This is a genomic window from Flavobacterium sp. SH_e, from assembly GCF_025717045.1.
Classification (GTDB): domain Bacteria; phylum Bacteroidota; class Bacteroidia; order Flavobacteriales; family Flavobacteriaceae; genus Flavobacterium.
On the sequence record NZ_JAOVZN010000006.1, the window covers coordinates 776,334 to 797,118 of the forward strand.

At 35.1% G+C, this 20,785-nt stretch carries 18 protein-coding genes and 1 riboswitch; of the genes, 17 read left to right on the plus strand and 1 reads right to left on the minus strand.

The window, feature by feature from the left end; all coding sequences use genetic code 11:
- Nucleotide 1 precedes the first annotated feature (1 nt).
- The 4 genes from thrA (at nt 2) to OD917_RS14285 (ending at nt 4,996) form a co-directional block, all read left to right on the plus strand.
- Complete coding sequence (gene thrA / locus OD917_RS14270) at nt 2–2,416, plus strand: bifunctional aspartate kinase/homoserine dehydrogenase I (RefSeq protein WP_263524123.1); 2,415 nt, start codon at nt 2–4, stop codon at nt 2,414–2,416.
- Nucleotides 2,417–2,615: 199 nt separating this feature from the next.
- Complete coding sequence (locus OD917_RS14275; RefSeq protein ID WP_129746168.1) at nt 2,616–3,041, plus strand: OsmC family protein; 426 nt, start codon at nt 2,616–2,618, stop codon at nt 3,039–3,041.
- Nucleotides 3,042–3,153: 112 nt separating this feature from the next.
- Nucleotides 3,154–4,326: a trans-sulfuration enzyme family protein gene (locus OD917_RS14280; protein ID WP_263524124.1), complete on the plus strand. Its 1,173-nt coding sequence runs from the start codon at nt 3,154–3,156 to the stop codon at nt 4,324–4,326.
- A gap of 259 nt (nt 4,327–4,585) precedes the next feature.
- Complete coding sequence (locus tag OD917_RS14285) at nt 4,586–4,996, plus strand: RrF2 family transcriptional regulator (RefSeq protein WP_008466594.1); 411 nt, start codon at nt 4,586–4,588, stop codon at nt 4,994–4,996.
- Nucleotides 4,997–5,074: 78 nt separating this feature from the next.
- On the opposite strand, the gene OD917_RS14290 is transcribed toward OD917_RS14285, so the two are convergent.
- Nucleotides 5,075–5,857, minus strand: a complete 783-nt coding sequence (locus OD917_RS14290) for a sulfite exporter TauE/SafE family protein (RefSeq protein ID WP_263524125.1) — start codon at nt 5,855–5,857, stop codon at nt 5,075–5,077.
- 311 nt (nt 5,858–6,168) lie between these two features.
- Here OD917_RS14290 and OD917_RS14295 point away from each other — a divergent pair, with 311 nt between their 5' ends.
- The 13 genes from OD917_RS14295 (at nt 6,169) to metH (ending at nt 20,710) form a co-directional block, all read left to right on the plus strand.
- Nucleotides 6,169–7,071: a sulfite exporter TauE/SafE family protein gene (locus OD917_RS14295; protein ID WP_129746172.1), complete on the plus strand. Its 903-nt coding sequence runs from the start codon at nt 6,169–6,171 to the stop codon at nt 7,069–7,071.
- A 26-nt stretch (nt 7,072–7,097) separates the two neighbouring features.
- Entirely contained in the window at nt 7,098–7,808 is a 711-nt protein-coding gene (locus OD917_RS14300; RefSeq protein WP_263524126.1) for a phosphoadenylyl-sulfate reductase, read from the plus strand.
- Nucleotides 7,809–7,957: 149 nt separating this feature from the next.
- Nucleotides 7,958–8,857, plus strand: coding sequence for a sulfate adenylyltransferase subunit CysD (gene cysD, locus OD917_RS14305; RefSeq protein WP_008466601.1), 900 nt, complete (start codon nt 7,958–7,960; stop codon nt 8,855–8,857).
- A 149-nt stretch (nt 8,858–9,006) separates the two neighbouring features.
- Entirely contained in the window at nt 9,007–10,251 is a 1,245-nt protein-coding gene (locus OD917_RS14310) for a sulfate adenylyltransferase subunit 1 (RefSeq protein ID WP_263524127.1), read from the plus strand.
- Nucleotides 10,252–10,334: 83 nt separating this feature from the next.
- The gene (locus OD917_RS14315; protein WP_263524128.1) at nt 10,335–12,425 is read left to right on the plus strand and encodes a HEPN domain-containing protein; all 2,091 of its coding nucleotides are present in this window, start codon (nt 10,335–10,337) and stop codon (nt 12,423–12,425) included.
- Nucleotides 12,418–13,191: a uroporphyrinogen-III C-methyltransferase gene (cobA, locus tag OD917_RS14320; protein ID WP_263524129.1), complete on the plus strand. Its 774-nt coding sequence runs from the start codon at nt 12,418–12,420 to the stop codon at nt 13,189–13,191. Before OD917_RS14315 ends, cobA begins: the two co-directional genes overlap by 8 nt.
- A 183-nt stretch (nt 13,192–13,374) precedes the next feature.
- Entirely contained in the window at nt 13,375–13,956 is a 582-nt protein-coding gene (locus OD917_RS14325; protein WP_263524130.1) for a bifunctional precorrin-2 dehydrogenase/sirohydrochlorin ferrochelatase, read from the plus strand.
- Between the two features lie 97 nt (nt 13,957–14,053).
- Complete coding sequence (locus OD917_RS14330; protein WP_201998789.1) at nt 14,054–15,106, plus strand: NAD(P)/FAD-dependent oxidoreductase; 1,053 nt, start codon at nt 14,054–14,056, stop codon at nt 15,104–15,106.
- 151 nt (nt 15,107–15,257) lie between these two features.
- On the plus strand, nt 15,258–15,485 hold the full coding sequence (locus tag OD917_RS14335) for a hypothetical protein (RefSeq protein WP_263524131.1): 228 nt from the start codon (nt 15,258–15,260) through the stop codon (nt 15,483–15,485).
- Nucleotides 15,476–15,769: a type II toxin-antitoxin system RelE/ParE family toxin gene (locus OD917_RS14340; RefSeq protein WP_263524132.1), complete on the plus strand. Its 294-nt coding sequence runs from the start codon at nt 15,476–15,478 to the stop codon at nt 15,767–15,769. Before OD917_RS14335 ends, OD917_RS14340 begins: the two co-directional genes overlap by 10 nt.
- A 106-nt stretch (nt 15,770–15,875) precedes the next feature.
- Nucleotides 15,876–15,991: riboswitch (SAM riboswitch) on the plus strand.
- Between the two features lie 332 nt (nt 15,992–16,323).
- Nucleotides 16,324–17,328, plus strand: coding sequence for a homocysteine S-methyltransferase family protein (locus tag OD917_RS14345; protein ID WP_263524133.1), 1,005 nt, complete (start codon nt 16,324–16,326; stop codon nt 17,326–17,328).
- 41 nt (nt 17,329–17,369) lie between these two features.
- On the plus strand, nt 17,370–17,798 hold the full coding sequence (locus tag OD917_RS14350) for a hypothetical protein (protein WP_263524134.1): 429 nt from the start codon (nt 17,370–17,372) through the stop codon (nt 17,796–17,798).
- A gap of 236 nt (nt 17,799–18,034) precedes the next feature.
- Nucleotides 18,035–20,710: a methionine synthase gene (gene metH / locus OD917_RS14355; RefSeq protein WP_263524135.1), complete on the plus strand. Its 2,676-nt coding sequence runs from the start codon at nt 18,035–18,037 to the stop codon at nt 20,708–20,710.
- Nucleotides 20,711–20,785: the final 75 nt, after the last annotated feature.

Sequence of the window (20,785 nt, forward strand, 5' to 3'; positions counted from 1 at the left end):
AATGAAAGTATTAAAATTTGGAGGTAAATCATTAGCAAACGGAGAAGGACTTAATAAAGTTGTTTCAATCATTTCAGATAAAGTAAATCAAGGTGAAAAAATTGCTGTTGTCGTTTCTGCACGCGGAAATGCTACAGACGAATTAGAATTTATCTTAAGTATTGCTGCTAAAAACGGCAGTTACAAAGAATTATTGGAAAACTTCAAAAAATATCAAATATCAGATTATCCACAAGTTGATTTGTCTGAAGAATTTAATGTGTTAGATAAACTTTTTGAAGGCGTAAGCTTAATTGGCGATTATAGCAAAAAAATCAAAGATCAGATTTTGTCTAAAGGCGAATTGCTTTCGGCTAAATTATTGACAGCTATTTTATTAGAAAAAGGAATTCCAGCCAATTTTGTAGATACAAGAGATTTGCTGAAAACTGATTCTAAATTTGGCGATGCACAGCCATTAGAACAGCTTTCTAAGAAAAACGTAGTAAATTATTTTAAAGAACATAACGGCGAAACGGTTAATATAGTTACAGGTTTCATTGGATCTAATAACAACAACGACACAACTACTTTAGGTAGAAATGGCAGTAACTATACCGCTTCGTTAATCGCAAATTATTTAAATGCCGAAGAATTACAAAACTTTACGCACGTAGACGGAATTTATACGGCAAATCCAGATTTGGTTGCAGATGCTAAAAAAATCGAATATTTATCGTTTAATGAAGCAAATGAGCTAGCAAATTTTGGAGCAACAATTCTTCATGCTAAGACGATTATTCCTTTGTTAGAAAAGAATATTCCGTTACGAATTTTAAATACTTTCAACCACGAAAATCGCGGGACATTAATTACTTCAGATTCTTCTAAAGAAGGAATTAAAACACTTTCTGTTTTAGAAAATGTATCTCTTGTAAATCTTGAAGGGCGCGGATTGCTTGGAAAAGCTGGAGTTGATGCCAGAATTTTTAAAGTAATGGGCGATCATAATATTAGTGTAAGTATCATTTCTCAAGGTTCTTCAGAAAGAGGAATCGGATTGGTTGTTGCTACTGAAAAAGCTACACTTGCGATGGTTGAATTGGAGAAAGAGTTTGAAAATGACTTTTATTCTAAAGACGTAAACCAAATTACGGTAACAGACAATGTATCGGTAATTTCGATTATTGGACAGGATTTGAGCACTTTCCATAAACCTTACACTGCTTTAATTAAAAATAAAATTGTTCCGATTTTGTTTAACAACACCGTAACAGGTAAAAACGTGAGTTTGGTTGTTAAAAAAGAGGAATTAAACAAAGCGCTAAACGTTATTCACGGAGAGATTTTTGGAGTTTCTAAAAAAATCAACATTGCAATTTTCGGTCACGGATTAGTTGGGGGAACTTTAATCAATCAGATTTTAGAATCGGCTGCTGCAATTGAAAAGCGTAAAGACATTAAGCTGAATGTTTTCGCTATAGCGAATTCTAAAAAATTGCTTTTAAACAAATACGGTGTTAATAGCAACTGGAAAAACGATATTGAAACTAAAGGCGAAGCGTATACAATTAAAGATATTATTGCTTACGCTAATGAACATCATTTAGAAAACTTAATTGCGATTGACAATACTGCAAGTGCGACTTTTGTTGAAAATTATATTCCGCTTGTAGAAAGCAGTTTCGATTTGATTTCTTCTAATAAAGTGGCTAATACTTTGACTTATGGTTTTTACAAAGAATTGAGAAAAGCTTTGGCAGAAAACCAAAAGAATTATTTATACGAAACTAACGTTGGTGCAGGTTTACCGTTAATTGATACTATTAAATTATTGCACCTTTCAGGAGAAAATATCACAAAAATAAAAGGAGTTTTCTCTGGAACATTAAGTTATTTATTCAATAATTTCTCTGCGAAAGATGCGCCTTTCAGCGAAATTTTGCAGGAAGCAATTGATAATGGATATACAGAACCAGATCCGCGTGAGGATTTATGCGGAAATGATGTTGGAAGAAAATTATTAATTTTAGCTAGAGAATTAGATTTGCAAAATGAATTCGAAGAAATCTCAATTCAGAACCTAATTCCGGAACATTTAAGAGAAGGAAACGTTTCTGATTTCTTAACGAAATTAAAAGAATTCGACCCAATTTACGAGAAAATAAAAGCAGATCAACAGCCAAATCACGTTTTGAGATATATTGGTGAATTGTCTGGAGATTTGCAAAATGATAAAGGAAATCTAGAAGTTAAATTGGTTTCAGTGCCCAAAGATACTGCATTAGGAGGATTAAAAGGTTCTGATTCTTTCTTCGAAATTTATACAGAATCTTACGGAGATCGTCCAATCGTTATTCAAGGAGCTGGTGCAGGTTCTGCAGTAACGGCGAGAGGAGTTTTCGGAGATATTTTGAGATTGTCTGATAAAGGGTAAACGATTTTAGATTGCAGATTTTAGACTGTAGATTTTAGATATATAAGCCTAGTTTGTCATTTCGACGAAGGAGAAATCGCACGCGAAACTCCGTAAAGAAAAGCTTCAATCTTTGTCGACAAACTAGTGCGATTTCTCCTTTCAGTCGAAATGACAAGATTGCGAAAATTGAATTAAGAAACAAAAAAATAACAACACAATGAAAGTAACTTTAAACAGAGTAAATGACGCATTTCATTTCAAAGTAAAAAATGAACGCGGACACGTAGTTGACGTTGACAGCAGAGCCGAGTTTGGCGGAAGCGATTTAGGTGCAAGTCCAATGGAATTAGTATTAATGGGTGTTGCAGGATGTAGTGCAATTGATATGATTTCAATCTTAAAAAAACAGCGTCAGGAAATCACTTCTTTTAATGCTGAGGTTGAAGGAACGAGAGTTCAAATCGAAGAAGCAAAACCTTTTAAAGAAATCGATGTGGTTTTCTATTTAGAAGGAGAAATCAACCCGGAAAAAGCAAAAAAAGCAGCGCAGCTTTCTTTTGAGAAATATTGTTCAGTAGCCAAAACGGTTGAACCGACTGCAACAATTAGCTACAAAGTTGTCTTGAATAACGAAGCTTTGTAAAATTAGAAAATGAGTTAATTAGAGAATTAGATAATTTCTCTAAATGGTTTGAATTTTAAGTTCAGTAACAACTTGAAACTTGAAACCTGAAACAAAAAAACAAAACAACACAATGAATACAGAAGAATTTGGTTTTGAAACACAAGCCATCAGAACACAATTAGATAGATCGCAATATTTAGAACACTCGGTGCCTTTGTACCTTTCATCAAGCTTCGTTTTTGAAGATGCTGAAGATATGAGAGCTTCTTTTACCGAAGAAAAAGAAAGAAATATTTACAGCCGTTTTAGCAATCCAAACACATCAGAGTTTGTAGACAAGATCTGCAAAATGGAGGGGGCTGATTCTGGTTATGCTTTCGCAACTGGAATGGCAGCAGTATATTCTACTTTTGCCGCTTTGTTAAACTCTGGAGATCATATTGTTTCTGCGAGCAGTGTTTTTGGTTCTACTCACGCTTTGTTTATGACTTATTTTCCAAAATGGAATATCGAAACTTCTTATTTCGAAATCAATAAGCCTGAGACAATCGAGAGTTTCATTAAACCAAACACAAAAATTTTATACGCCGAATCTCCAACAAATCCTGGAGTTGATGTAATCGACTTAGAATTGTTAGGAAATATTGCTAAAAAACACAATCTGATTTTGATCATCGATAACTGTTTTGCAACGCCATATTTACAGCAGCCAATTAAATTTGGAGCGCATTTGGTGATTCATTCAGCAACTAAATTAATCGACGGACAAGGTAGAGTTTTAGGTGGAGTTACTGTTGGAAATGCAGATTTGATCAGACAGATTTATTTGTTTTCAAGAAATACAGGACCAGCTTTGTCGCCATTTAATGCTTGGGTTCTTTCAAAAAGTTTAGAAACTTTAGCGGTTCGTGTAGACAGACATTGCGAAAATGCATTAAAAGTTGCTGAATTTTTAGAAAGCCATCCAAACGTAAACAGCGTAAAATATCCGTTTTTGAAATCGCATCCGCAATACGAAATTGCTAAAAAGCAAATGAAAGCTGGTGGAAACATCATCGCATTTGAAATTAAAGGCGGAATCGAAGCAGGAAGAAAATTCTTGAACGCAATTCAACTTTGTTCATTGTCAGCTAATATTGGAGATACAAGAACCATTGTTACGCATCCAGCATCTACAACGCACAGCAAATTATCTGAAGAAGATCAATTGGCAGTGGGAATCACGCAAGGTTTAGTACGTGTTTCTGTAGGTTTGGAAACTGTTGAAGATGTAATTGCAGATTTGAAACAAGCATTAGCTTAATTATATATTTCAATTTTCGATTTAATAAGGCGATTTTTGATAGTAATGTTTTACTATTGAAAATCGTCTTTTTTGATTTGTGATTTCATAAAAAGCCTATTTTTGCTTGAATGAAAAGTAATTAACGAAGTAATCTGATAGAATTAGTAGAATTTAACTTTATTCTTTTGTGATAGTTCGAACAAAAAGCATATTTTTGTTGTTTAATAATTTGCAGCAATCAATTAACTCTTGAAAACCTGTAATCTAAAACATAAACATGCTTTCAAAAAAGACAAAATACGGAATCAAAGCTTTGACTTATTTAGCAAGACGCGAAAATAATGAACCAGTACAGATTGCCGAAATTGCGAAAAGCGAACACATTTCGATAAAATTTTTAGAAAGTATTTTACTGCTGTTAAGAAATTCGGGTTTCCTTGGTGCTAAAAAAGGAAAAGGTGGCGGTTATTACTTAATAAAAGACCCGAAAGATATTAGTATGGCAAAAGTTTACCGTATTCTTGAAGGGCCAATTGCATTATTGCCTTGCGCCAGTCATAATTTCTACGAAAGATGTGATGATTGCGATGATGAATCTACTTGTGCTGCAAGACGTTTAATGACAGAGGTTAGAGATAATACACTTAAAATATTAGAAAGCAATTCTTTGGCAGATATTGCGTTTTAGAAATGCTTTAAATCAAATAAAAAAGACCAATTCAAAAAATAATGAATTGGTCTTTCTGTTTTTTATATGTTTTCAATACTAAAATATCAATTTGTATCCAGCTAGGAAAAGCATTACTGCAATCGCATTTCTAAGAAACTGATCGGGCACTTTTCCGCTTAACATACTTCCACAATATATTCCAGGAAGTGATCCCATTAACAATTGTCCTAATAAGCCAATGTCTAAATTTCCCATCGAAGCATGTCCGATTCCAGCAACTAAAGTTAAAGGAACAGCATGGGCAATTTCAGTTCCCACTAATCTTGGTGTTGGCAGTAATGGATAAAGGAAAAATAAAGTTACAGTTCCTAAAGCTCCAGCTCCGATAGAAGTCAATGTTACGGTAGCTCCCAATAAAACTCCAATTCCAATAGTCAGCATATTTTGAGTAGTGCTTTCGCTGTGGAATTTATCACCAGCATGTTTCTGAGAAAATTTCAAAAGCCTTTTTTTGAATATAATAGCAACAGAAGTAAATAATAATGCCCAGCCTAAACTGTATTTAATAACGCTATTGATGGTTTCAATATCAGTTTTGATGCTGTTTAAAATCCATAAAGTCAATAAAGAAGCGGGTACACTACCAAGAGTAAGCCAGCCCGTAATTTTCCAGTTGATGTTTCCTTTTTTGTTGTGCACAAATACACCTCCAGCTTTAGTAAATGCAGCATATAATAAATCGGTTCCTACTGCAGTTGTTGGCGGAATATTAAAGTATAATAAAATTGGCGTCATCAAAGAACCGCCTCCTACACCAGTTAACCCAACAATAAACCCAACTACTAAACCTGCAATGACAAGACCAATCTGAAAATCCATAAAAAAAATTTGGCGCTAAAATAATAACATTTTTACAATTATCCTATAGATTTGGTAGAGATTAAATGTGTATTTTTACAAATCACAAAATTAGGCTGTGCTGTTAAGATTTTAAGGAGCAGTGCATAATTTGTTAAATTAATTTACTAATCGTTCTTTAAATGTCTTTTATGTTGGTTTAGAGTAGAATAGCTATTGTAAAAAAGTAAATATATTGTTTTGATATTTCAAAATATGTAGTACATTTGCAAAGTAATCTACTAAGCCGATAGGGTAATGGATTTTTAAGAGCAAAAACAAATTCTTAAAACATGGAAAATGAACTTAAGTTAAACAACACAACGGTAAAGTCTAATGCTTTGTCAAAGGAAAATTTATGGGTTGTGATACCTGTACTTTTGTTGTTAGGTTTAGTAGCTACACTAATTTATAATCATCACGCTGAATTTTCGTGGAATGGTTTTGTTCAAGGATTTGATGAAAATCTTTTAGCATTCTTCTTAATTGGTGTTTTTGCTCAATTAGTAGATGGTGCTTTAGGAATGGGGTATGGAGCCACTTCAACGTCTTTTTTATTAGCGTATGGAGTTCCGCCAGTTGTGAGCAGTACAGCTGTTCACGTTTCAGAAATGTTTACAACGGGAGCGTCGGCGCTTTCTCATCATCGTTTTGGAAACATCAATAAAAAATTGGTAAAGCATTTATTAATTCCGGGAGTTTTAGGTTCTATTACAGGAGCTTATTTATTGTCTGATGTAATTGACGGTGATGTTATTAAGCCTTTTATTGCAGTTTACATGATTGTTTTGGCTTCGATTATTATCAAAAAAGCGTTGAAGAAAAATGTTGAAAAAAAGAAAACTAAAAAATTAGGTGTTTTAGCTGTTTTTGGTGGTTTTATGGATTCAGTAGGTGGTGGAGGCTGGGGGCCAATCGTAACTTCAACATTATTAGGAAGAGGAAGAAACCCGAAATATACAATTGGTTCTGTTAATGCTGCTGAGTTTGCAATTTCATTTGCAAGTGGAATTACATTCATGCTTTTTGGAGGTATTCACGGTTGGCAGGTCATTATCGGATTAATTGCTGGAGGGGTTATCGCAGCGCCAATTGCAGCATTTTTAGTAACTAGAATTAAAAGAAAACCAATGATGATTGCTGTTGGGATTCTAATTATAATATTGAGTTTAAAAACATTATCTAAATTATTGTAAAAGATAATTTTAGAAAGGAGAGATTTATGAGTGCGATTATTGTACAAGAATTATTAGAGAAAACTGCAGCTTTTTCGCTTGACGAAACCTTAGTTTTTTTAGCAAAAGAATTTCCGGGAAAAGTGATTTTTTCGACTTCTTTTGGGCAGGAAGATCAGGTAATTACCGATTTTATTGCAAAAAGTAATACTGATATTAAGGTGTTTACTTTAGACACAGGGAGATTATTTCAGGAAACGTATGATGTTTTTCATAAAACATTAAAAAAATACAAAAGACCAATCGAGGTTTATTTTCCAGAAGCGGCATCAGTAGAAAAACTGTTACAGGAAAAAGGACCAAACAGCTTTTATGATTCGGTTGAAAATAGAAAAGAATGCTGTTTTATTCGAAAAGTGGTTCCGTTGAGAAAAGCTTTGGCAGGAAACTCAGTTTGGATTACAGGTTTAAGAGCCGAACAATCAGAAAACAGGCAAGATTTAAGTTTGTTTGAATATGATGGAGGTTTCGAAATCATAAAATTCAATCCGTTACTAAAATGGACTTTAGAAGAAGTTGAAACGTATTTGTCAGAAAATAATGTTCCGCAAAATGCTTTACACAAACAAGGTTTCGTAAGTATTGGATGCGCGCCTTGCACAAGAGCGATTTTCCCTGGAGAAGACATCAGAGCCGGAAGATGGTGGTGGGAATCAAGCCATAAAGAGTGTGGGTTGCATAGCGCTAAGAAAGAGTAGACTTTTTAGAAGCAAGAAGAAAGAGGCAAGACTTTTTTAGAGAATAGAAAATAGATTATAGAATAAAGAGTGGAGATTTTTAGATCAGGCAACTTGAAACTTTAAACCTGAAACAAAATTTTCACAACAAAATATCAAACAAAAAAACAATGAGTTCAGTATTAAAAACAAACGCTTTAGAGAGTGAAGCGATATACATTTTCAGAGAAGTAATTTCACAGTTTGACAAACCGGTTTTACTTTTCTCAGGAGGAAAAGATTCTATCACATTAGTGCGTTTGGCGCAAAAAGCATTTTTTCCTGCTAAGATTCCGTTTCCTCTTTTACACGTTGATACGGGACACAATTTTCCTGAGACAATCGCTTTCAGAGATAAATTGGTAGAAGAATTAGGTTTAGAGTTGATCGTTCGTAATGTTCAGGATGCTATTGATGAAGGAAAAGTAGTTGAAGAAACTGGAAAATATTCTAGTAGAAACAGCTTACAGACTACAACACTTTTAGATGCAATTGAAGAATTTAAGTTTGATGCTTGTATTGGTGGTGCGCGTCGTGATGAAGAAAAAGCAAGAGCTAAAGAACGTATTTTCTCTGTTCGTGATGATTTCGGACAATGGGACGAAAAAAATCAAAGACCTGAGTTGTTTGATATTTTGAATGGAAAAATTGAAAATGGTCAAAACGTTCGTGTTTTCCCAATTTCAAACTGGACAGAATTAGATGTTTGGAGTTATATCGAGAAAGAAAAAATCGAGATCCCGTCAATCTATTTCTCACATAAAAGAAAAGTTTTTTTGAGAGACGGTTTAATCTGGTCGCATTCTCCTTTTGTGTACCAAGAAGAAGACGAACAAATCGAAGAAAGAATTGTTCGCTTCAGAACCGTTGGAGATATGAGCTGTACAGCAGCAGTTGAATCTTACGCAGCAACAATCGAAGAAGTAGTTGGAGAAATCAGATCATCAACCATTTCTGAAAGAGGAGCCAGAATTGATGACAAACGTTCTGAGGCGGCGATGGAGAAAAGAAAACAACAAGGATACTTTTAAGTTGTTGGTTGATAGTTTTTAGTTGATAGCTGAAAACTTCAATAATTACAACAATAACATAAAAAAGCAGATTAAATATTTTGATGGTTTTAGTTGATGTTTTAGAAAAACCAACAACCATAAACCAACAACCAACAACATAAAAAAGAATGGACGTTTTAAAAATAGCAACAGCAGGAAGTGTAGATGACGGAAAAAGTACTTTGATCGGAAGATTATTGTATGATACAAAATCATTGACAACTGATAAAATAGAAGCAATCGAAAAAAGCAGTAGACAAAAAGGATACGATTATCTTGATTTTTCTTTGGCAACTGACGGATTAGTAGCAGAAAGAGAGCAAGGAATCACGATTGACGTTGCGCATATTTATTTTTCGACTGCAAAGAAAAGTTATATTATCGCCGATACTCCAGGGCACGTAGAATATACAAGAAACATGGTTACGGGAGCTTCGACTTCTCAGGTTTCTATTATTTTGATTGATGCTAGAAAAGGCGTTATTGAGCAGACTTACCGTCACTTTTTCATCAATAATTTATTGAGAGTAAAAGAAGTAATCGTTGCCATCAACAAAATGGATCTAGTAGATTACTCAGAAGAAGTTTTCAATAAAATCAAAGCTGATTTCGAAGCTTTAAATGCAAAAAGTACTTTCAAAGAGCAAAATGTAAGTTATATTCCGTTAAGTGCAATCAATGGTGGAAACGTTGTGGACAAATCGGAGAACATGCCTTGGTACGAAGGACAAACTGTTTTAGAACATTTAGAAGGATTGCATTCTCATGATGTTTACGAAGCAGGAAAAGCACGTTTTCCAGTTCAGACAGTTATTCGTCCAAAAACTGAAGAATACCACGATTTTAGAGGTTACGCAGGAAAATTATACGGAAACTCTATTAAAGTTGGAGATGCCGTAACGGTTCTTCCTTCTTTAACAGAATCAAAAGTATCTAAAATTCACTTTTTCGATAAAACATTTGATGAAGCGACAGCAGGTTCTTCAATTACAATCGAATTAGAAAATGATATCAATGTAACGAGAGGTGATATGATTGTAAAATCAAGCGAACTTCCAAAAATTGAAAAAGATATTACCACAACAGTTTGCTGGATGGACAGTAAAAAACTGGTTGCAGGAACTAAATATTTGGTACAACACAATACCAACAGAGTTTTAGCAAAAGTAGAAAGCATCAAAAATACAATTGCAACAGATTACTCTGGAACGACAGAAGCTTCACAATTGGCAATTAACGAAATTGGAGAAGTAACGATCAAATTAAGCAAGCCGTTATATTTTGATTCATACAACGAAAACAAATCAAACGGAGCTTTCATCTTAATTGATACAGCAACAAACACAACAGCAGGAGTAGGATTCATTCGCTAGTTGATAGTTGATGGTTTTTGGTTGATAGTTATTCTACCAGCAAAACCAACAACCAACAACTGACAACCAACAACTAAAGAAAAATGGAAAGTTTTAGAACAGAAATAGAAAATCCGGTAGTTCAGAAGGAGATTATCGAATTAGAAAAAAAGATTCACTTATTCCGTGGAGGAAAAATTGATGATGAGCGTTTTCGTAGCCTTCGTTTAGCACGTGGAATCTACGGTCAGCGTCAGGAAGGCGTTCAGATGATTCGTATCAAATTGCCTTATGGAAAAGTAACCAGTGAGCAATTGGTGCGTATCACACAAGTTTCAGACAAATATTCTACAGGACGTTTGCATATTACAACACGTCAGGATATCCAAATTCACTATGTGAGTTTAGACAGAACGCCAGAACTTTGGGCAGATTTGGCTAAAGACGATATCACGCTTCGTGAAGCTTGTGGAAACACAGTAAGAAATATTACAGGAAGCGAATTGGCCGGAGTTGACGTAAACGAACCATTTGATGTTTCGCCTTATGCACACGGACTTTTTCAATATTTGTTAAGAAACCCAATTTGTCAGGAAATGGGACGTAAATTCAAAATTTCGTTCTCATCTTCAGATGAAGATACGGCTTTGAGTTATTTACACGATTTAGGATTTATTCCGAAAATTAAAGACGGACAAAAAGGTTTCAAAATCATGTTTGGAGGAGGTTTAGGATCTCAGCCAGCGCACGCTGAATTGCTTTCGGAATTTGTTCCGGTAAACGAAATCATTCCAACAGCAGAAGGAATCATTCGTATTTTCGATAGATACGGAGAACGTGCAAAAAGAATGAAAGCGCGTATGAAATTCTTAATCAAAGAAATGGGGAAAGATGTTTTTCTTGATTTGGTTGAAAAAGAGAAAAAAGCCATCGCTTTTGAAACATACGAAATTGATACAACCGCTTTTGATGGTCCAATTACAGAACCATTATTAGAAGTTCCGCAAGTTACAATCGAAGATACAGAAGCGTATGAAGCGTGGAAAAAATCGAATGTAATCAAACAGAAACAAGACGGTTATTATGCTATCGGAATCAAAGTTTTATTAGGAGATTTTTATACTGATAAAGCACGATTATTAGCCGATTTGATCAAGAATTACGGAGCAAATGAATTACGTTTTTCATTGCGTCAAAATATTGTAATACGTCACATAAAAGAAGAGAACCTTCCTTTCTTTTATCAAGAATTAGCCAAACTTGACTTTGTTCAATTAGGATATAATTCAGTTGGAGATATTACGGCATGTCCGGGTACTGATACTTGCAACTTGGGGATTGCAAGTAGTACCGGTATTGCAGAAGAATTAGAAAGAGTTTTAAGCGCCGAATATCCTCAGTATTTAAACAACCGCGAAATCGAAATTAAAATTTCAGGTTGTATGAATGCTTGCGGACAACACAATATGTCTGCAATTGGATTCCAGGGAATGTCTATCAACTCAGGAAAATTAGTAGCTCCGGCTTTACAAGTTTTATTGGGTGGAGGAAGATTAGGAAACGGAGCAGGACGTTTTGCTGATAAAGTAATCAAAGTGCCAAGCCGTAGAGGTCCGGATGCTTTGCGTACCATTTTAAATGATTTTGATGCTAACGGAAGCGGACAAAAATTCCTTGATTATTATGATACAAAAGGAGAAAAGTATTTCTACGAAATCTTAAAACCTTTCGCAGATGTAACCAATTTAACAGAAGCTGATTTCGTGGATTGGGGTAACGCAGACAATTACGTAAAAGCAGTTGGAGTTGGAGAATGTGCTGGAGTTGTGATCGATTTAGTCGCAACATTATTGTTTGAAGCTAAAGAGAAACTGATTTTGGCTCAGGAATCTTTCGACGAGAAAAAATGGTCAGATGCGATTTATCATGCTTACGCTGGATTTGTAAATGGTGCAAAAGCATTGTTATTGGCAGAAAACCAAAAAACAAATCACCACGCAGGTATAGTTGATTTGTTTGATACTGTTTTCATCGAAACTAGTAAAATTAAATTGAATTCAACTTTTAAAGACTTGGTTTACCAAATCAATAAAAATGAACCATCTGAAGCTTTCGCTAAAGATTACATTGCACAAGCAACAGTTTTCTTTGATAAAATCGAAACTTTCAGAGCACAGGAATTAGCAAATGCATAATATAAAACCCAAAATAACTTTAGTCGGTGCAGGTCCAGGTGATCCTGATTTACTGACGCTGAAAGCTGTAAAAGCATTGGCTGAAGCAAATGTGGTTTTATACGACGCTTTGGCCAACGAAGAAATTCTGGACTATGCGCCAAAAAATGCCATCCGAATTTTTGTTGGAAAAAGAATCGGAAATCATGCTTACACGCAAGATCAAATCAATCAGTTGATTGTAGATAATGCTTTGACTTACGGAAATGTAGTAAGATTAAAAGGTGGAGACCCATTTATTTTTGGAAGAGGCGGTGAAGAAGTTGATTTTGCAGAAAGTTTCGGAATAGAAACAATCGTAGTTCCAGGAATTTCATCAGTAGTTGCGGTGCCTGCAAGTCAGGGAATTTCGATAACAAAAAGAGGAGTTTCAGAAAGCTTTTGGGCAATTACGGGAACAACATCTGATAGAAAATTATCTGCAGATGTAGCTCTAGCAGCACAATCATCAGCTACTGTTGTAATTTTGATGGGAATGCACAAATTGCCTCAAATTATTGATTTGTTTCAGAAAGAAGATAAAGGAAATTTACCCGTTGCAATCATCCAAAACGGAACAACGACAGAAGAAAAAGTGGGAGTTGGAACTGTAGATTCGATTTTAGAAGTTGTAAAACAAAAAGAATTAGGTTCACCAGCGATTATTGTTTTAGGCGAAGTTGTCCGAGAAAGCAACAAATTAAAAGGCTTTTACGAAGAATTTCTATCAAAAGAAATCGCAAGATAAAATATAAATCATCGAATTCTATTCGTTATAATTTTACCATTAAGAGCATGAAGTTAATAAAGCGATGCTTAATCTTCCTTAATAACTTAATGGTAAGGAGAAAATTAAGAAAAGCTCTTAATTTTTAAAAGGTAGATTTAAGAGCAAAAAGGTATAATTTTGTTTAGATGAAATTAAATTAAAATGGAACAAAACGAATTATATCCAATATTTCTAAAGCTTCACAATTTAAATGTATTAATTGTAGGCGGTGGAAATGTAGGTCTGGAAAAGCTTTCTTTCTTGCTCAAGTCAAGTCCGAATGCGAATGTTGAGGTAGTGGCAAAAGAATTTCATTTAGAAATAAAAATTTTGGCCGAAAAACATCCTTCGATAACATTAACAAGATCGAAGTTTAAAAAGAAAATGCTCAAAAAGCGTCACATGGTAATTGCCTGTACAGACGATTTGAAAGTAAATAAAAAGGTTTACGATTTAGCGAGAAAACGCTATTTGATTTGTAATATCGCCGATACACCAGATTTATGTGATTATTATTTAGGTGGAATCGTAACAAAAGGAAATGTCAAAATTGCCATTTCAACCAACGGAAAATCACCAACAACAGCAAAGAGATTGCGTGAGTTTTTCGAAGAAGTGATTCCAGAAGATATCAATCAAATGGTTGAGAACCTGAATGAATACCGAAAAACACTTAAAGGCAATTTTGAAGAAAAGGTTAAAAGAATGAACGAGATTACCTCTTCATTAAAAAATAAAGAGTAAAAAGGTTTCGGAAAGAAATTAATGATAAAAATCATTGAAAGTACAAGGATTTATTCGTTTCTTTGCGTTATTAAGAATGATTATAAACAACAACATAATGATTAAAACAGATATACTTATAATTGGAGCAGGCCCAACAGGTTTATTTGCCGTATTTGAGGCAGGATTGTTAAAATTAAAATGCCACATTTTAGATGCGCTTCCACAACCAGGAGGACAACTATCAGAGTTATATCCAAAAAAACCAATCTATGATATTCCTGGATTCCCAGAAGTTCTAGCCGGAGATTTAGTTGACGGATTAATGGAGCAAATCAAACAATTTGAGCCAGGATTTACTTTAGGAGAACGTGCTGAAACAGTTGAAAAGCAAGAAGACGGAACTTTCATTGTAACCTCAAACAAAGGAACTAAATTCCACGCACCGGTTATCGCAATCGCTGGAGGTTTAGGAAGTTTTGAGCCTCGTAAACCACTTATTGAAGATATCGAGTTTTATGAAGATAAAGGAGTGAAATACTTCATCAAAAATCCTGAGAAATTCAGAGACAAAAGAGTTGTTATTGCAGGAGGAGGAGATTCAGCATTAGACTGGTCAATTTTCTTAGCAAACGTAGCTTCAGAAGTGACTTTAATCCACAGAAGAAACGAATTCAGAGGAGCTTTAGATTCAGTAGAAAAAGTACAGGAATTAAAATCAGCTGGAAAAATCAAATTAATCACTCCAGCAGAAGTAGTTGGAATCAACGGTGCTGAGCATGTTGAATCATTAGATATCGAAGAAAACGGCGCACACCGTAAAATCGAATGTGACTATTTCATTCCACTTTTCGGATTAACACCAAAATTAGGTCCAATTGGAGACTGGGGATTAGAAATCGAGAAAAATGCTATTAAAGTAAACAATGCATTAGATTACCAGACAAATATTCCGGGAATCTTCGCTATTGGAGACGTAAACACATATCCAGGAAAATTAAAGTTGATCCTTTGCGGTTTCCACGAAGCAACTTTAATGTGTCAGGCTGCGTATTCAATCATCAACCCAGGTAAAAAATATGTATTGAAATATACAACAGTTTCTGGTGTAGATGGTTTCGACGGAACTCGTAAAGAAGCGCCAAAAGCGGTTGTGAAGGCGATAGTTTAAGTTGCTAAGATTCTGAGATACTAAGACTCTAAGATTTTTATATAGAAAGCTCAAACTTTAAGTTTGGGCTTTTTTTAGCTTAGTCCCTTAGCATCTTAGCATCTCAGAACCTTAAAAAACCGTATCTTTGTAATTATAAATTTTAGTAATCATGAATCTAGAGGCTAGAAAATATCAATTTATTCAAGAGTTGGTAAAGGTAGAAGATGAGCGTGTTTTAGAAAAACTCGAATTGGTTTTGAAAGCAAATCAAAATGATTGGTTTGATGAATTATCAGAATCAGAAAAAGCCGAAATTCAAATTGGACTCGACCAAGCTGAAAAGGGAGAAGTTGTAAGTCACGAAGATGTTATGAAAAGATTTTCTAAATGGCATTAAAATTTATATGGACCAAACAAGCTGTAAAAGGATTTAATAAAGTTGTTGATTATCTTGAAGCAAAATGGACAAAAAAGGAGATTTTAAACTTAGAAAATAAAATTCAACAAGTAATAAATCAAATCAATCTCAATCCAGAACAATTCCCGAAATCCGAAAAAAATAAGTCACTGTATAAAGCAATTGTAGATAAAAACAATTATTTGGTTTACAGTATTGACAAAGAATCGGATAGCATTACAATTATCAATTTTAGAGGAACCAAACAAAAGCCTAAACACTAAGTTATAAACTTAGAACCTTAGCATCTTAGTCCCTCAGCACCTTAAAAAAAACATTTGCAAATCGAATTGCCATTTCATACCTTTGCACTGTTCTTAAAATTATTGTCAGTTATCACGAAAGGCGGAGGGATAGACCCGATGAAACCTTAGCAACCCTTTACCATAAAGAAGGTGCTAAATTCTACTTTTTACTAATTTTCAAGTATTAAAGATAGATAACACAAATACATACTCGTATTTCTCAAAACTTTTCTCGATAACATATAATATTTACTGAAACAGATGCTGTATCAGGAGCGAATCATTGGTGCATTTTTGCAGTCAATAGTTCCCGCTTTTCGTTGTAATCTTTTGCTTTTCTAAAAAAAAGGCAAAAGGATTTCCACTTCAATCGGGGCTAATGAGACAGCAATAGTGAGTTTTTGGAATTAAAGTGAAAAAAATATTCGAAGGTTAAACCCGACAGGTTTTAAAAACCTGTCGGGTTTAAATAAAGCTTTCAAAATTAAAAATAAAAAAAGCTTGGCGCCTTAGCGTCTTTGCGGCAAAACAATATGGCAATTACAATTCAAGAAGCAATAAAAAAAAATATCCTAATCCTTGATGGAGCAATGGGAACAATGTTGCAGCGCTATAATTTCTCTGAGGAAGATTTCAGAGGAGAGCGTTTCAAAGATTTTCCGCATCCATTAAAAGGAAACAACGATTTACTATCCCTAACACAACCACAAGCAATTCGCGATGTACATGCCGCTTATTTTGAAGCAGGTGCTGACATCGTAGAAACCAATACCTTCTCAGGAACGACAATCGGTATGGCTGATTATTATATGGAAGATTTGGTTTACGAGTTAAACTACGAATCGGCAAAACTTGCACGCGAGGTTGCCGATGAGTTTACCGCAAAAAATCCGGAAAAACCACGTTTCGTAGCGGGTTCAATCGGGCCGACAAACAGAACGGCAAGTATGTCGCCAGATGTAAACGATCCAGGTTACAGAGCTGTTACTTTTGATGATTTACGAATTGCTTACAAAGAACAAGTAGAAGCGTTAATGGACGGAGGTTGCGATTTACTTTTGGTAGAAACGATTTTCGATACTTTAAATGCAAAAGCAGCACTTTTTGCAATCGAAGAAGTAAAAGAAGAACGTAATCTTGATATTCCAATCATGGTTTCAGGAACAATTACGGATGCATCTGGAAGAACACTTTCTGGACAAACTGTTGAAGCATTTTTGATTTCAGTTTCGCATATTCCTTTATTAAGTGTAGGATTCAATTGCGCTCTTGGAGCCGATTTGTTGAAACCGTATTTGAAAACATTAGCACATAATACGAGCTTTAATGTTTCGGCACATCCAAACGCAGGATTGCCAAATGCTTTCGGACAGTACGATGAAACACCAGAACAAACTCAAGCATTCATTAAAGAATATTTAGAAGACAATTTAATTAATATCATAGGAGGTTGTTGCGGAACAACTCCAGATCATATTCGATTAATGGCTGAGGTTGCGAAGGATTATAAGCCGAGAGTGGCGCCGGTTTTATCGTAATGATTTGGTAAATTTTAAAAATAATTTTTATAAAATTAAGTATGGAATTTCTGCTACATAAAGTTGTTCTAGATTCTTCATACGAAGAATTAATTCAAGCTTTTGCGGATTTTGAGTTTTCTGAGGAATCTTATTATTGCGAAGGGAAAATAAAGCAACAAAGTTCTGGATATTGCAAATATGGTGAAGTGAAAATTATTGTAGAAAATAAGAGAAATTGGGGTGGAGCTAAAACATTTAGTTGGGAAGTTGCAGATGATGAAATTCCAATAGAATATTTAGATGTAATTGTTACAACGATAAAAACTATAGTTTACGATAGTAAAAAATCTTTCAAATTTAGAATTGTTGGAGGTTCTCATCATGTAGTTGATTCGCATAGGAAAAGTTTTGAAATGGCAACTTTTAGAGCAATTTCAAATTTAGTAGGTTTTGATAAAACAAAAGTTCAACAGGAACGAAAAATATAATATAAAATTGAAAAATTCGGTAAACATAAACGTCTTATGAAACCGAGTTTGCGTGAGGGATAGAAGTGAAAAGCCCACAGCCTGACGAAGGAAGTGCGAGGACTTGTAACGGATAGCCCGGCCCGGAGGGACACGCCCAAATTATTAAAAAGATTACAGGTTTAAAAACCTAAAAAATATAGAATAAAAAAACTCAGAATCTAAGCATCTTAGAATCTCAGTAACTTTAAAAAGAAATGACAGAAAAAAGAAGAGACCTTGTATTATCGGGATTAGAACCGTTAATTATTACGCCGGAAAGTGTTTTCGTGAACGTTGGAGAGCGTACAAATGTAACAGGTTCAAGAAAATTCCTAAGATTAATCAAGGAAGAGAAATATGACGAGGCACTTGATATTGCAAGGCAGCAGGTAGAAGGAGGAGCACAGATCATCGATATTAATATGGATGAAGGAATGCTTGATGGTGTTACGGCAATGACTAAATTTTTGAATTTAATTGCTGCAGAACCAGACATTTCGAGAGTGCCGATTATGATTGACAGTTCGAAATGGGAAATTATCGAAGCAGGTCTAAAAGTAGTACAAGGAAAAAGCGTCGTAAACTCGATTTCGTTAAAAGAAGGAGAAGAAGCATTTATTCACCACGCTAAATTAATCAAACGTTATGGTGCAGCTGCTATTGTAATGGCTTTTGACGAAGTTGGTCAGGCCGATAATTACGATCGTCGTGTGGAAATTTGTGCGCGTTCGTATGATATTTTGGTGAACAAAGTAGGATTCCCTCCTCAGGATATTATTTTCGATTTGAATATTTTCCCAGTTGCAACGGGAATGGAAGAACATAGATTGAACGCTTTGGACTTTTTTAGAGGTACAAAATGGGTTCGTGAAAATCTTCCCCATGCACATATCAGTGGTGGAGTGAGTAACGTTTCGTTCTCTTTTAGAGGAAACGATACGGTTCGTGAAGCAATGCACTCGGTGTTTTTATACCACGCGATTAAAAACGGAATGACGATGGGAATCGTAAACCCGGAAATGCTTACGATTTACGATGATATTCCGAAAGATTTATTAGAATACGTTGAAGACGTAATTCTAGACAGACGCGACGATGCTACCGAAAGACTTTTAGATTTTGCTGAAAGCGTAAAAGGTGAAGCAAAAAGCGATGAAAAAACGGTTCAAGAATGGCGTTTTGGAACTGTTCAGGAACGTATTACACATTCATTGGTAAAAGGAATTGATGCTTTTATTGAAGAAGATGTTGAAGAAGCTCGTTTAGCAGCAACAAAACCAATTGAAGTTATTGAGATCAACTTAATGGCCGGAATGAATGTAGTTGGAGACTTATTCGGAAGCGGAAAAATGTTCTTGCCACAGGTTGTAAAATCGGCTCGTGTAATGAAAAAGGCTGTGGCTTATTTATTGCCTTTTATTGAAGCCAGCAAACAAGCCGGAGACAAACAAGGCAACGGAAAAATCTTGATGGCAACCGTAAAAGGCGACGTTCATGATATTGGAAAAAACATCGTTTCGGTTGTTTTGGCTTGTAATAATTATGAGATTGTGGATCTTGGTGTAATGGTTGCACCAGAAAAAATTATTGCAGCGGCAATTGAGCACGAAGTGGATATTATCGGTCTAAGCGGACTAATCACGCCTTCGCTAGACGAAATGGTTTATTTGGCTAAAGAATTAGACAAGCAGGATATTAAAATCCCAATTATGATTGGTGGAGCAACCACTTCGCGCGCGCATACAGCTGTGAAAATTGCACCTCAGTACAGAGAAACGGTAATTCACGTAAACGATGCTTCGAGAGCGGTGACGGTTGCCGGAAATCTGTTGGATCATAATAGAAAAATATATGCGGCAGATATTCGTGCAGAATACGATTCGTTTAGAGAAACATTCTTAAACCGTTCGAGAGATAAAAATTTCCTAACAATTGAAGATGCCCGTAAAAACAAATTGCCATTGGATTGGAGTGAATATACTCCAGTTAAACCAAAAGTAATCGGCGCACAAACGATTGAAGTAGAATTGGATGTTTTGGTTCCGTATATCGACTGGACACCATTTTTCCAGACTTGGGAATTGTACGGAAAATATCCGGCAATTTTAACGGATGAGGTTGTGGGTAAAGAAGCGACTTCTGTTTTTAATGACGCTCAGGCAATGCTGAAAGTGATTTTAGCAGAGAAAAAATTAAAAGCAAAAGGTATTTACGGAATTTTCCCTGCAAATCAAGTGGATGATGACGATATCGAATTGCGTGATGAAAACGGAAAAGTATTAGAGAAATTCTTAACGCTTCGTCAGCAATCGCAAAAAACAAAAGGTGCTCCAAACATTGCTTTAGCCGATTTTATTCTGCCAAAAGACAGTGGAATCGAAGATTATATGGGAGCTTTCTGTGTAACAACCGGTTTTGGTGTAGATGAATGGGCTGCTGAATATGAAAAGAATTTAGACGACTATAATTCAATTATGGTGAAAGCGCTTGCGGATCGTTTTGCTGAGGCTTTCGCCGAATATCTTCACGAGAGAGTTCGTAAAGATTTCTGGGGTTACGATTCAGAGGAATCTTTAACCAACGAAGAATTGATCAAAGAAACTTATAAAGGAATTCGTCCGGCTCCAGGTTATCCGGCTTGTCCAGATCACTTGGAAAAACCAACAATCTGGAAGCTTTTAGATGTTGAAAAACAAATAGGAGTAAAATTAACAGAAAGCATGGCGATGTGGCCGGCTTCATCGGTTTCAGGATACTATTTCGGAAACCCAAAAAGCCGCTATTTCGGACTCGGAAAAATAAAAGAAGATCAGGTTACAGATTACGCCAAACGCCGAAATGTACCGCTTGATTACGCAATGAAATGGTTAAACCCTAATATAGCAGATTAATTTGGTTGATGGTTGTTGGTTTTTGGTTGATAGATTTGAACTCAAAGTGCCATCAACCAACAACTATTAGCGAAC

Coding starts and splice junctions, on each gene's coding strand:
- thrA (WP_263524123.1), top strand. CDS start 2: ATGAAAGTATTAAAATTTGGAGGTAAATCATTAGCAAACGGAGAAGGA.
- OD917_RS14275 (WP_129746168.1), top strand. CDS start 2,616: ATGAAAGTAACTTTAAACAGAGTAAATGACGCATTTCATTTCAAAGTA.
- OD917_RS14280 (WP_263524124.1), top strand. CDS start 3,154: ATGAATACAGAAGAATTTGGTTTTGAAACACAAGCCATCAGAACACAA.
- OD917_RS14285 (WP_008466594.1), top strand. CDS start 4,586: ATGCTTTCAAAAAAGACAAAATACGGAATCAAAGCTTTGACTTATTTA.
- OD917_RS14290 (WP_263524125.1), bottom strand. CDS start 5,857: ATGGATTTTCAGATTGGTCTTGTCATTGCAGGTTTAGTAGTTGGGTTT.
- OD917_RS14295 (WP_129746172.1), top strand. CDS start 6,169: ATGGAAAATGAACTTAAGTTAAACAACACAACGGTAAAGTCTAATGCT.
- OD917_RS14300 (WP_263524126.1), top strand. CDS start 7,098: ATGAGTGCGATTATTGTACAAGAATTATTAGAGAAAACTGCAGCTTTT.
- cysD (WP_008466601.1), top strand. CDS start 7,958: ATGAGTTCAGTATTAAAAACAAACGCTTTAGAGAGTGAAGCGATATAC.
- OD917_RS14310 (WP_263524127.1), top strand. CDS start 9,007: ATGGACGTTTTAAAAATAGCAACAGCAGGAAGTGTAGATGACGGAAAA.
- OD917_RS14315 (WP_263524128.1), top strand. CDS start 10,335: ATGGAAAGTTTTAGAACAGAAATAGAAAATCCGGTAGTTCAGAAGGAG.
- cobA (WP_263524129.1), top strand. CDS start 12,418: ATGCATAATATAAAACCCAAAATAACTTTAGTCGGTGCAGGTCCAGGT.
- OD917_RS14325 (WP_263524130.1), top strand. CDS start 13,375: ATGGAACAAAACGAATTATATCCAATATTTCTAAAGCTTCACAATTTA.
- OD917_RS14330 (WP_201998789.1), top strand. CDS start 14,054: ATGATTAAAACAGATATACTTATAATTGGAGCAGGCCCAACAGGTTTA.
- OD917_RS14335 (WP_263524131.1), top strand. CDS start 15,258: ATGAATCTAGAGGCTAGAAAATATCAATTTATTCAAGAGTTGGTAAAG.
- OD917_RS14340 (WP_263524132.1), top strand. CDS start 15,476: ATGGCATTAAAATTTATATGGACCAAACAAGCTGTAAAAGGATTTAAT.
- OD917_RS14345 (WP_263524133.1), top strand. CDS start 16,324: ATGGCAATTACAATTCAAGAAGCAATAAAAAAAAATATCCTAATCCTT.
- OD917_RS14350 (WP_263524134.1), top strand. CDS start 17,370: ATGGAATTTCTGCTACATAAAGTTGTTCTAGATTCTTCATACGAAGAA.
- metH (WP_263524135.1), top strand. CDS start 18,035: ATGACAGAAAAAAGAAGAGACCTTGTATTATCGGGATTAGAACCGTTA.